Here is a 10,630-nt window from a genome sequence, read left to right on the forward strand (position 1 = left end):
GCGCGCCTTCTCCCGCACCGCCCGCCGCGTCAGCCGCCGCATGCCGATCCTCACCGTCGACGCCGGCCGCACGGACGCAGGCCGCCGCGCGGCCGCTTCCCACACCGCGGCCGCCGCCACCCGCACCATGACCCGGGGCGCGCTGTTCACCCAGGCCGGCATCACCGCAACCCGCTCGGTGGGCGAACTCCTGGAAGCCGCAGCCCTGTTGCACTCCCAGCCGCTGCCCGCCGGAGGCCGGGTCGCGATCGTCACCAACGCGGGCGGCGCCGGGGTCCTCGCCGCCGACGCCTGCGCCGAGGTCGGGCTGACACTGCCGACGCCCACCCCCGAACTGATCGACGACCTGCTGGCCGTACTGCCCGAGGGCGCCGCCGTGGGCAACCCGGTCGACGCCACCGCCGCCGTCTCCGAGGACCAACTCGCCGCAGCAGTTGACCGGTTGACAAAGCACGCCGGCATCGACGCCGTCCTGGTGGCCCTGGTGCCCACCGCCGTGGCCGCCGCCACCGGCGACGACCTCGTACGCGCCATCACCCGGATGTCCGGGCCCCGCCCGAAGCCGGTCATGGCGATACGGATGGAACAGGCGCTGCCCGTGGAACTGCTGCCCGCGACCGACGGCTCCACCGTCCCCTCGTACGCCGAACCCCAGGCCGCGGCCCGGGCGTTGGCGCACGCGACCGACCGTGCCGCCTGGCTCGCCCGCCCCGCCGGCACCGTGCCCGACCTCGACGGCGTGGACACGGACCGGGCCCACGCGATCGTGGAGACCTACCTCGACGCCCACCTCGACGGAGGCTGGCTCGAACCGCGCGCCTGCGCCGAACTCCTCGACTGCTACGGCATCCCCCAGCTCCGGTGGGCCTGGGCGGACACCGAGGAGGACGCCGTCCTCGCCGCCAAGCGGCTGCACGGCGCCGACGGCCGGGTGGTCATGAAGGGGTACTGGCCGGGACTGCTGCACAAGACCGCCGAGCACGCCGTCCACCTCGACCTGCGGGGTGAGCACCAGGTGCGGGCCGCCTTCCGGGACCTGGAGACGCGGTTCGCCGGACTGCTCACCGGCGTCGTCCTCCAGCCGCTCGCCGACCGGGGCACCGAGCTCTTCGCGGGCGTGGTCCAGGACCAGGTTTTCGGCCCGCTCGTGCTCTTCGGCCTCGGTGGCACCGCGACCGAGGTACTCGCGGACCACGCCGCCCGCCTGGCACCGCTCACCGACCACGACGTGCACGACCTGATCACGACCCCGCGCTGCGCGCCCCTGCTGTTCGGCGCCCAGGGCAGCGCTCCCGTCGACCTCCAGGGCCTCGAACGGCTCCTGCTGCGGCTGTCCCGCATGGCGAGCGACCTGCCGCAGCTCGCCGAGGCCGACTTCAACCCCGTACTCGCGACACCGGGCGGAGTCACCGTGCTCGATGCGCGCGTGCGCCTGCTGCCAGGCAGGCCCCAGGACCCGTATCTGCGCCGACTCCGCTGAGGAGGGAACCCCATGAGGCACAACAAGGTCGGCTCGGTGATGAGCACGGAGGTCGTCCGCGCCGAGTACGGCACCCCGTTCAAGGAGGTCGCGCGCCGGCTCGGCGAGCACCGCATCAGCGGACTGCCGGTGGTCGACGAGGACGACAAGGTCATCGGAGTCATCTCCGAGACCGATCTGATGGCCCGCCAGGCGGACACGCCCGACCCCTTCGAACCGAAGAAGCGCTTCCGGTTCGCCCCGGTGACGGCGAGCGCCCGGCGGCGGGCGGCGAAGTCCAGGGCACGCACCGCCGGGCAGCTGATGTCCGAGCCGCCGATCACGGTGCACGCCGACAACACCATCGTGGAGGCGGCCCGCACCATGGCCGAACACCGCGTGGAGCGGTTGCCCGTCCTCGACGAGGCAGACCGGCTCGTCGGCATCGTCACCCGCCGGGACCTGCTGAAGGTCTTCCTGCGGCCGGACGCGGAGATCCGCACCGAGGTGGTCGAGGAGGTGCTGGTGCGTGCGCTGTGGCTGGCACCGCGCAGCATCGACGTCGCCGTGACCGAGGGCGTGGTCACGCTGAGCGGTCACATGGAACGCAAGAGCGAGACGGAGATCGCGATCTCGATGACCCGTCAGATCGACGGGGTGGTCGCGGTCGTCGACAAGCTCACCTTCCGGCTGGACGACTCGCACATCCAGCCCGACGAACAGGCCCTGCACGGCGTGGCCGACGACTGGCTGCGCAGGATCTGACAGGACAGGAGGCGAAACGCCATGACCGGCAAGGTGCTGGTCGTCTATGGGACGACGAACGGTTCCACCGCTGAGATCGCCGAGGCCGTGGCCGACGTCCTGCGCAAGGACGGGCTGACGGTCGAGGCCGCCCCGGCGGCATCGGTCGCCGACGTGACACCGTACGACGCCGTCGTGGTCGGCGGCGGCCTGTACGCCGGGCGCTGGCACAAGGATGCCCGGCGCTTCGTCCGCCGGCACCGCCGGGCCCTCGCCGAACGCCCGGTGTGGCTGTTCAGCAGCGGCCCACTGGACGCCTCGGCCTCCGAGCGGGACATCCCGCCCGTGCCGGGCGTGCGGCGCGCCATCACCCGGCTCGACGCGCGGGGACACGTCACCTTCGGCGGCTGCCTCAAGGAGGGCGCGAAGGGGCGCATCGCACGGATGATCGTCCGCAACGGAAAGGGCGGCGACTTCCGTGACTTCACCGCGATCGAGACCTGGGCGGCGTCCGTCGCCGACGAGCTGGCGGGGGCGCCCCAGCAGAACTGAACATCCGGTCACGACCTCCACGAGGAGGTGCACCATGAACACCCTCCGGCACATTCCCGAGCTCACGGCCGAGGCGGTGCTGTACCTGGCCGCCGGAGTCCTGGCGTTCTTCTGCCTCGGGCTGGCCGCCTCGCTGATCGGCCTGCCCCTGGTCCCGCTGCTGGTCCCGGCCATCGTGGCGCTGGTCCTCCTGGCCCGGCACCTGCACCGGGCACACCGCGGCCCCGCGACGTAGCGACGACAGGGAGGATGGCACCAGGAGGAACACGTGGACGACCCCGGCGCGGTGTGCGCCGGGGTCGTTGCGTGTCGCGAGCCGGAGTCAGCGGTTCACGGTCAGCGGCACGGTGTCCACCGTCACGGGCCGGCCGTCCTTCGGTGACAGGAAGTACGCCGTGAGCAGGCCCGGGCCCGAACGGGTCGCCCTGTAGGGGATGGTGACGTCGAAGCCGCCACGGGTGCCGGTCCCGGACGTCGCCCGGACCCTGACGTCGGCCGCGGTGTGCTTCGCGGCGTCGGTGACCTTCAGCCGGAACACGGCCTCGAAGGTGTTGGCCGTGCCCCAGACCCACAGCGGTGTCCGCACGGTGTCGCCGATCAGCGGGGACTCCATCAGGACGGCCGGGGAGACGTCCTCGAAGTCGGCCCGACCCACCGGCCCGTTGAGGACGACGCCCTCGCCGCCGAACTGCCTGACCGCCTTGCCGTCGATCTCGAAGCGGACCTTCTGGACACCGGAGAAGCGGGTCGCGGTGAAGACGACCTGCGCGAGCCGTGCCCGCATGGACAGGCTGCCGCCTCCGTCGTCGTACCGGCCGGAGAGGTCGACCGTGGCGACGCGGTCATGGATGACGAGAGAGCGCAGCCGCGTCCCGGACGGGATGGCGGTGGTGCGGCCCTGGCGACGTTCGAAGCTGCTCGGACCGGCCAGCAGGGCACGCAGCGCGCCGGTCGCGGTCGTGGGTGCCGTGACGGTCCGTGGGGCCGGTGACACCTTCTCACCGTGCAGGAAGTACACGGCCGTTCGGACCGTCCTAGCCGCCGGGGTGCTGCCGCCGCGGGGCGAGGGCAGCGGCGCCGAAGGCCGCGGATCGGTGGAGCGGGGCGTGGTGGGAGCACCCGAGGTGCCGCCGGACGTGCCTTCTCCGGGCCCCGTTTGTGTGCCCGTTTCCGTTCCCGTGGATGGAGGGGTGGACTGGCCGGCGCCGTTCGAGCCGGTCGTCGTGGTGGTGCCGCAGCCGGCGAGGGCGAGGAGCGGCACGGTCAGCGCGGCCGACAGCACGAGGGTGCGGTGTCTGGACGCGCGGGCCACACGCAGGTGTTCGCTGTTCATGGCAGTCTCCTCCGACACTTCCAGCGAACCGCGCGCACGCTGCGCCTTCCAGAGCTGCCCGGCCCTGGTCGAGGCCCGAACGGCACGGAGGGCGAGGGCCGTTCGGCACCGCAACGCGGACGCCGGGCCCATCCCCGCCGTGATCCGCCACGAGGACACTGAAGGTGCAGCTTCACGAAGGGCGGTACCGATCATGTCCGTCACCCACGAGAAGCCCGGACGCGCGGCCCAGCACCTGGCCCGCGCCGCCGCCTCCGCTCCCTCGCCGCACAACAGCCAGCCCTGGTTCTTCGTCGAGGAGGGCTACGACCGCGGGTTCGAGCTGCATGCCGACGGAGGGCGCCGGATGGTTCTCACCGACCCCGCCGGACGCGAGATGGCCATCGCCTGCGGGGCGGCCCTGTTCAACGTGCGTATCGCCGTACGTCACCTGGGCTTCCGGCCCGCCGTCGACGTCCTGCCGGACCCCGGGGACCAGGACTACGTGGCCCGTGTCGGATTCGGTGCCCACGCGCCGGCCACCGACGAGGAGGAGCTGCTGGCCGGGGCGATGTTCCACCGGCACACCCACCGGGGGCCGTTCGGACCCGAACCGGTGTCCGAGGACCTGCTGGACGCACTGCGCGAACAGGCTCGCGCCGAGGGCGCTTTCCTCCAAGTCATCGACAGCCCCGAGAAGTTGGAGGCGCTGAGCGACCTGGTGCGCATCGCGGAGCAGTCCGACCGGGCCGACTTCTGGCACACCGTCGAACTGGGGCGGTGTGTCGGACCGTCCGGTGTGCCCGTCCAGGCCTGTCGCCCGCACCCGGACCTCACGCTGCTGGCGGCCCGCGACTACCTCGGCCTCGCCCGCCGCCACACCGTCCCGACCCGACGGCAGGGGAGCGGCACGGGAGCGGTCGCCGTCCTCTCCACTCCTTACGACAACCGGGCCGACTGGCTATTGGCCGGGCAGGCGCTGCAACGGGTCCTGCTGTACGCGGCGCACCACGGTGTGATGGCGGGCTTCCACACCCAGCCCCTGGAACACCCCGAGCTGCGCGCCGCGTTGCGCAGGCACGTCGCCGCGGGGCCGCTACCCGCAGATGGTGCTGCGTCTCGGCCACCCCCTGGTCGTCTGGTCCACCCCACGCCGCCCGCCCACGGAGGTGCTGACACGCCGCCCGGTGCCGGCTCGGCGTTGAAGACGCCGCGGACCGGGTCTTTCTCCACCCGGTTGGCCGAGCGGAGGCTTCTCAGTCGGCCGGTGCGCGGCCCGGCGTGACCGGACCGGTCGCGGTCGGCCGGGACGGGACGCGGGTGATGTCGTCGCCGCCGAGCATCCACAGTCCGACGTGGGTCGGCTATCGACCTGCGGGACCTCACAGTGCCGGGTCGGCTGCCGCCCGGCGAATCGCGTGCCACACAGGCCCCCCGCCCCCCTGCACGGGCCTCGGCGGGGACGGCGCCACAGGCTTCGGGCCCCGATTCGGGACCATCGGGCCCTCCCGCGCCGCCTCTGCCGGGACGAGTCTGCCCGTATCCGCACGCTGTGCCGGTTGCGGATCGGCGGCCGGTCTCAGGGGTGACCATGACATGGAACGCTGCTGTGATTCTGCGCCCTGCGGCGGGCGCTCTGTCCCGTCGCCTGCGCGCCCGGCCGTGGTGGCCGCGGGCGGACCGAGCCGTTGGTCCCGGCCAGGGACACGAGGCCGTCGGGACCCGCTGTCACGCAGGGTGTCTTGTCATCGAGGTCCGGCAGGAGATCGGCCCCTCCGAAGAACCGCGGGTGGGCCGCCTGCTGCACTCCGCGATCCGCCCCGGAGGTACGGCGGTCGCCGTCGACCTGCGGCAGCTCTCCGGACCGGACGACGGCGGCCTCGCCGTGCTCCGGCTGGCACACACACTGGCCTGCCGGCACGGACTGCCCTTCGTGTGTCTGGGTGCCGCTCCACCTCCGCAGGCCCTGCCCTTCCGGCTGATGCGGCGGTAATGGGCCGGTAGGTGTGATCTGTGGCCCGTTGGGCTCATGCGCGTGGGGCATTCCGATGAAAGCCTGGATATGGATGGGGAGTTGACCGAGTGTCAGTCACGTCGGGGAGGCCGACGCCCGGCGGGTCGGGCCGCCGCAGTGAAGTGTTCGCGGCGCCCCGGTCGCTTCACACCGACGTCCTCGCGGACGACCGACGCGGTGCCGTGCCCGACGCCTGAACACGGCAGAAGCGGCGGCCAACCCGAGGACGAAGGGAGGAAGGGCGATGAGGTATTGCAGGATCAAGGACGTCATGACCCGGGAGGTCGTGCGCGTCGAGGGGGAGACGCCGTTCAAGCAGGTCGCTCTACTGCTGTCGGACAACGGCATCAGCGGGCTGCCCGTCGTGGACGACGAGGAGAAGGTCGTCGGAGTGATCTCCGCGACCGACCTGCTGCAGCGCCAGGCGCAACAGGTCGAGGGGCACGGGCGCAGGCACGTCCGTCGGCCGCGGCTGACCCGCTCGGCCCGCACGGCCGCGGCCAAGGCCCGCGCCACGACCGCGGATCACCTGATGAGCCGGCCCGCGATCACCGCCACCTCGGATGACTACGTCACGGAGGCCGCGCAGCTCATGCGGAACCATCGCGTGGAACGGCTGCCCGTCGTGGACGACATGGGCCGTCTGGTCGGCATCGTCACCCGAGGCGACTTGCTGCGGGTCTTCCTGCGCACGGACGAGGACATCCGTCGCGAGGTGACCCGACGGGTGGCCCAGGGGCTCGATGTCCCCCGCTACGTGGTGGACGTCGGGATCGACGCCGGAGTGGTGACACTGAGGGGGCATCTGGAGCGGCGCGACGACGTCGAACTCGCGGCGCGGATCGCCGGTCACGTGGACGGGGTCGTCGCTGTCACCAACCAGCTCACCCACCGCCCGAACAGTGCTCGGCCGCGCTCCGTCCTCGAGCCGTCCAGCCACATGTGAGCACCGACTGCGGGAGACCGTCGTCGAACCCCGGCGACGATGCTGCGCCGTGGGCGCGTCCCGCGCGTTCGACCGGAAGACATCGGGCGGCACTGGCCGGATGCCTTGGGCCGGTCGGCCCCCACGGGGGAGTCGTTCGCCCCATCCCCAGGGGCGGCGGGTGGTGCGAGAGTTCGACACGAGTCCGCGAGCCGACGAGGGAGAAGCGGCTTGGTCCGCACAGAGCCCCGTCGACGACGTTCCCCGTGGCCGTACAGGGTGGCGACCACGCACGGACGTGGTGTGCCTCGCGGGCGGCGCCGGTTTGGGGACCGGCGCAGGCCGCAGAAGCGGCCCTCGGGAAAGGGGCGGGCCGGTCACCCGCCCCGGTGCCGGGCCCTGCCGGGCCGACCGGCGACGACACCGTCGCAGGTGATCCTCGTACGGCGGCCGGCGGACCCGGCACCTGCCGTTCCGTATGCGCCGTCCGCGATCGACTGCGTCTTCCGCATCGGCCGGGAACCGACGCGCGAGTGGGCACCTACGTCTCGGCCGACCGCACGCCGTGGGCACGCACCCGCTGGTCGGCCGGTGCGGGTCGGCTGCCGTCCCGGGGGCACGGGACCCGCCCGGGACGACGGCGAGGAGCGGATCGACGCCACCTGGCCGCTCACGGCCTGCGCGACTGCGGCCAACACCTGGGAGCCACGTCCGTCGGGCAGGAGGTCTTCACCCGTGAAACGCTCCCCGGAACAGGCCCAGCAGCGGCTGTGGCACGCAGGGTAACGCGAACCCCATGGCCGGGCGTCAGGCGATGGTGACGTTGTCGTCGAGGTAGACGTCCTGGACGGCGTGGAGGAGGCCGATGCCTTCGGCGGTGGGGCGTTGGAAGGCTTTGCGGCCCGTGATGAGGCCGGTGCCGCCGGCCCGTTTGTTGATCACCGCGGTGCGGACGGCCTGCGCCAGGTCGCCCTGGCCGGCCGATGCTCCGCCGCTGTTGATCAGACCGACGCGGCCCATGTAGCAGTTGGCGACCTGCCACCTGGTGAGGTCGACGGGGTGGTCCGTTGTGAGGGTGCCGTACACGAGGGGATCGGTCTTGCCGAAGCCGAGGGCGGGGTAGCCGCCGTTGTTCTCGGCCTGCTTCTGCTTGACGATGTCGGCTTCGATGGTCACGCCGAGATGGTTGGCCTGTCCGGTGAGGTCGGCCGACACGGCGTAGTCCACGCCGTCCTTCTTGAACGCGGGGTTGCGCAGGTAGCACCACAGCACGGTGAACATGCCCAGTTCGTGGGCCTGTGCGAAGACCTCGGCGGCCTCCCGCAACTGCCGGTCCGACTGCTCGGAGCCGAAGTAGACGGTGGCGCCGACGCCGACCGCGCCGAGGTCGAAGCACTGCCGCACGTCGCCGAACATGATCTGGTCGTAGTGGTTCGGGAAGGTCAGCAGCTCGTTGTGGTTGAGCTTGACTATGAAGGGGATCCTGTGCGCGTAGCGCCGGGAGACCGCCCCGAGGACTCCCAGGGTGCTCGCGACGGCGTTGCAGCCGCCCTCCACGGCGAGTTCGACGATGTTCTTCGGGTCCAGGTAGCGGGGGTTGGGTGCGAACGCGGACGCCGCGGAGTGCTCGATGCCCTGGTCGACGGGGAGGATGGACACGTACCCGGTGCCGGCCAGACGGCCGTGGTCGAAGAGGGACTGCAGGTTGCGCAGCACGCGGGGCGAGCGATCGGTCGCGGCCACGACCCGGCCCACGAAGTCGTGGCCGGGCAGCACCAGGCTCTCCTTGGGTATTCCCTGGGCGGTATGGGTCAGCAGATCCTTCGCGTCGTCGCCGAGCAGACCTTCGATGTCGGTCATGGGGGCACCCCCAGGAGGTTCGTACGGCCGTCTCTCGGCCCACTGCCACCGTGCGGTGCGCCGCGCCGGCCCGGCAGAGCCCGTTGGGCCCCGTACAAGGGTCGAACGGCCCTCTGGCGCCTCAGCCGAAGAACACCTCGAACTCGTCGTACAGCGCCGGGTCCACCACCTTGATCCTGCCGCGGGTGTCGTCGAGGGGGACGCGGACGATGTCGGTGCCGCGCAGGGCGACCATCGTGCCGAAGTCGCCGTCCCTGACCGCGTCGACGGCGTGCAGCCCGAAGCGTGTGGCCAGCCACCGGTCGAAGGCGCTCGGAGTGCCGCCGCGCTGGACGTGCCCCAGAACCGTGGTGCGGGCCTCGGTTCCCGTGCGCTCCTCGATCTCCCGGGCCAGCCACTCGCCGATGCCGGACAGCCGCACATGGCCGTACTCGTCCAGCGACCGGTCCTTGAGGATCATCTGTCCCTCCTTGGGGACGGCTCCCTCGGCGGCGACGACGATCGGCGCGTAGTTGATCTTGAAGCGGCTCTTCACCCACGCGCAGACCTGGTCCACGTCGAAGGGCCGTTCCGGGACGAGGATCACGTTGGCGCCACCCGCGATGCCGGCGTGCAGGGCGATCCAGCCGGAGTGCCGGCCCATCACCTCCACCACCAGCGTGCGCATGTGCGACTCGGCGGTGGTGTGCAGCCGGTCGATGGCCTCGGTGGCGATGCCCACGGCCGTGTCGAAGCCGAAGGTGTAGTCGGTGCCGGCCACGTCGTTGTCGATGGTCTTGGGTACGCCGACCAGTCTGACCCCCTGGCGGCTCAGCTCGGTGGCCGCGCCGAGGGTGTCCTCGCCGCCGACCACGATGAGCGCGGCCACCTCGAGCGCGGCCAGGGTGTCCTGGATGCGGCGCACGCCGTCCTCGTGCTTGAGGGGGTTGGTGCGGGAGGAGCCGAGGATGGTTCCGCCGCGTGGCAGGATCCCGCGCACAGCGGGGATGTCCAGAGGCATCACCGTGCCGCGGAGCGCGCCGAGCCAGCCGTCGCGCAGGCCGACGAACTCGAATCCGTAGTCCTGGACGCCCTTGCGGACGACACTGCGGATCACGGCGTTGAGACCGGGGCAGTCGCCGCCGCCGGTCAGCACTCCGATCTTCATGGCATCCTCCCTCTTGCTCCATCATGTGCGCCGGGGGCGCGGCGAGCGACTTCTCCCCGGACCTGCAACCGAGGACCTTCGGCCCCGTGACCCGGCCCTTTCGCCGTTCGAGAGTGAAAGGGGGAGTGTGGAGGTGATGCCGATGACCGACGCGATGACACCGGCCCGCGTACGGTCGGCCGGCGATCAGTACCGGGAAGAGGAGGAGACGATGTCGCACACCGCGGAATGGAAGGTCCGCCTCTACCTCTTCGAGGAGGAGAGGACGACGAGGGCACGGGTGGTGCTGGAGACCGGGACCACCTCGCTCACCGGTCACGGGACGGCGCACTGCAATCCCGGTGACACCGACGTGCCGGAGATCGGTGACGAACTGGCGGCGGGCCGGGCGCTGCAGGACCTTGCCCGGCAGCTGGTGGGCACGGCCGAGCGGGACATCGGCGCCGTGGACGCGTCCGCGGGCAGGCCGGAGCCAGCGCCGGCCACCGGCTGGCCCCTGTGACCGTCGGGTCCAGGTGACCGGAAGGGGGGGCGCCGGGAGCCCCCCCCCCCCCCCCGGGCGCCAAACCCACCCACCCCCGCGGCGGGCCGGGGCCCGCGCCCCCGCCCCCCCCGGG

At 72.1% G+C, this 10,630-nt stretch carries 11 protein-coding genes; 8 read left to right on the forward strand and 3 right to left on the reverse strand.

The window, feature by feature from the left end; genetic code table 11:
- The 4 genes from ACIRVK_RS39305 to ACIRVK_RS39320 form a co-directional block, all read left to right on the forward strand.
- Positions 1–1,480, forward strand: a 1,480-nt coding sequence (locus tag ACIRVK_RS39305) for an acetate--CoA ligase family protein (protein ID WP_404255915.1), incomplete at its 5' end; no start/stop codon positions are given.
- A gap of 12 nt (positions 1,481–1,492) precedes the next feature.
- A complete protein-coding gene (locus tag ACIRVK_RS39310; protein ID WP_404255917.1) occupies positions 1,493–2,224 on the forward strand; it encodes a CBS domain-containing protein in 732 nt (243 codons plus the stop codon).
- Positions 2,225–2,245: 21 nt separating this feature from the next.
- On the forward strand, positions 2,246–2,755 hold the full coding sequence (locus ACIRVK_RS39315) for a flavodoxin domain-containing protein (RefSeq protein WP_404255919.1): 510 nt from the start codon (positions 2,246–2,248) through the stop codon (positions 2,753–2,755).
- A 34-nt stretch (positions 2,756–2,789) separates the two neighbouring features.
- Positions 2,790–2,990, forward strand: a complete 201-nt coding sequence (locus ACIRVK_RS39320; RefSeq protein ID WP_404255921.1) for a hypothetical protein — start codon at positions 2,790–2,792, stop codon at positions 2,988–2,990.
- 87 nt (positions 2,991–3,077) lie between these two features.
- Here the strand turns inward: ACIRVK_RS39320 and ACIRVK_RS39325 are convergent, their stop codons facing one another.
- Positions 3,078–4,088 carry a GerMN domain-containing protein gene (locus tag ACIRVK_RS39325; RefSeq protein WP_404255923.1) on the reverse strand — a complete coding sequence of 337 codons (1,011 nt, stop codon included), beginning with the start codon at positions 4,086–4,088 and terminating at the stop codon, positions 3,078–3,080.
- A gap of 193 nt (positions 4,089–4,281) precedes the next feature.
- Between ACIRVK_RS39325 and ACIRVK_RS39330 the strand changes: the two genes are divergently transcribed.
- The 3 genes from ACIRVK_RS39330 (at position 4,282) to ACIRVK_RS39340 (ending at position 7,027) form a co-directional block, all read left to right on the forward strand.
- Entirely contained in the window at positions 4,282–5,352 is a 1,071-nt protein-coding gene (locus ACIRVK_RS39330; protein ID WP_404255925.1) for an Acg family FMN-binding oxidoreductase, read from the forward strand.
- Between the two features lie 324 nt (positions 5,353–5,676).
- Positions 5,677–6,060, forward strand: a complete 384-nt coding sequence (locus tag ACIRVK_RS39335) for a hypothetical protein (RefSeq protein ID WP_404255927.1) — start codon at positions 5,677–5,679, stop codon at positions 6,058–6,060.
- Positions 6,061–6,325: 265 nt separating this feature from the next.
- The gene (locus ACIRVK_RS39340) at positions 6,326–7,027 is read left to right on the forward strand and encodes a CBS domain-containing protein (RefSeq protein WP_404255929.1); all 702 of its coding nucleotides are present in this window, start codon (positions 6,326–6,328) and stop codon (positions 7,025–7,027) included.
- Positions 7,028–7,813: 786 nt separating this feature from the next.
- Here ACIRVK_RS39340 and ACIRVK_RS39345 read toward each other — a convergent pair.
- Positions 7,814–8,866 carry a class I fructose-bisphosphate aldolase gene (locus ACIRVK_RS39345; RefSeq protein ID WP_404255931.1) on the reverse strand — a complete coding sequence of 351 codons (1,053 nt, stop codon included), beginning with the start codon at positions 8,864–8,866 and terminating at the stop codon, positions 7,814–7,816.
- A 121-nt stretch (positions 8,867–8,987) separates the two neighbouring features.
- On the reverse strand, positions 8,988–10,013 hold the full coding sequence (locus ACIRVK_RS39350; protein WP_404255933.1) for a 6-phosphofructokinase: 1,026 nt from the start codon (positions 10,011–10,013) through the stop codon (positions 8,988–8,990).
- A gap of 211 nt (positions 10,014–10,224) precedes the next feature.
- On the opposite strand from ACIRVK_RS39350, the gene ACIRVK_RS39355 reads away from it, so the two are divergent.
- The gene (locus tag ACIRVK_RS39355) at positions 10,225–10,515 is read left to right on the forward strand and encodes a DUF1876 domain-containing protein (RefSeq protein ID WP_404255983.1); all 291 of its coding nucleotides are present in this window, start codon (positions 10,225–10,227) and stop codon (positions 10,513–10,515) included.
- The last annotated feature ends 115 nt before the right edge of the window (positions 10,516–10,630 follow it).

Origin of the sequence: Streptomyces sp. NPDC101152, assembly GCF_044768275.1 — a bacterium.
Classification (GTDB): Bacteria; Actinomycetota; Actinomycetes; order Streptomycetales; family Streptomycetaceae; genus Streptomyces.

Coding starts and splice junctions, on each gene's coding strand:
- ACIRVK_RS39320 (WP_404255921.1), top strand. CDS start 2,790: ATGAACACCCTCCGGCACATTCCCGAGCTCACGGCCGAGGCGGTGCTG.
- ACIRVK_RS39325 (WP_404255923.1), bottom strand. CDS start 4,088: ATGAACAGCGAACACCTGCGTGTGGCCCGCGCGTCCAGACACCGCACC.
- ACIRVK_RS39350 (WP_404255933.1), bottom strand. CDS start 10,013: ATGAAGATCGGAGTGCTGACCGGCGGCGGCGACTGCCCCGGTCTCAAC.
- ACIRVK_RS39340 (WP_404255929.1), top strand. CDS start 6,326: ATGAGGTATTGCAGGATCAAGGACGTCATGACCCGGGAGGTCGTGCGC.
- ACIRVK_RS39345 (WP_404255931.1), bottom strand. CDS start 8,866: ATGACCGACATCGAAGGTCTGCTCGGCGACGACGCGAAGGATCTGCTG.
- ACIRVK_RS39355 (WP_404255983.1), top strand. CDS start 10,225: ATGTCGCACACCGCGGAATGGAAGGTCCGCCTCTACCTCTTCGAGGAG.
- ACIRVK_RS39310 (WP_404255917.1), top strand. CDS start 1,493: ATGAGGCACAACAAGGTCGGCTCGGTGATGAGCACGGAGGTCGTCCGC.
- ACIRVK_RS39315 (WP_404255919.1), top strand. CDS start 2,246: ATGACCGGCAAGGTGCTGGTCGTCTATGGGACGACGAACGGTTCCACC.
- ACIRVK_RS39330 (WP_404255925.1), top strand. CDS start 4,282: ATGTCCGTCACCCACGAGAAGCCCGGACGCGCGGCCCAGCACCTGGCC.